Annotated in this window: 1 pseudogene; it reads left to right on the forward strand. The window is 47.3% G+C overall.

The features are described 5' to 3' along the window. Positions 1 to 319: pseudogene (locus tag Q0910_RS28575) on the forward strand (hypothetical protein); the annotation flags it as partial.

Raw genomic sequence — 319 nt, forward strand, 5'->3', positions numbered from 1 at the left:
GTAGAGACGGGCAATGCTGGTTTAGACAGTGATGATGATGGTATTGCAGATGGTGATGTTGGAGCAGATGGTATTCCGGACAGTGCTCAGGGCAATGTTGATGGAGACCCTGTAACGACCAATCCAAGTACGAGTGATGGCGATGCAACCCCGGATTACTTAGATATTGATGCGGATGATGATGGTATTCCAGACAATGTAGAGGCACAACCGACGGCTAGTTATACGCCACCAAGTGGGAATGACAATGATAACGATGGTATCGATGATGCGTATGATCCAGTATGTAACTTATCGGATGACAACGCCTCTGGTGACA

The organism is uncultured Aquimarina sp. (assembly GCF_947495315.1).
Lineage (GTDB): Bacteria > Bacteroidota > Bacteroidia > Flavobacteriales > Flavobacteriaceae > Aquimarina.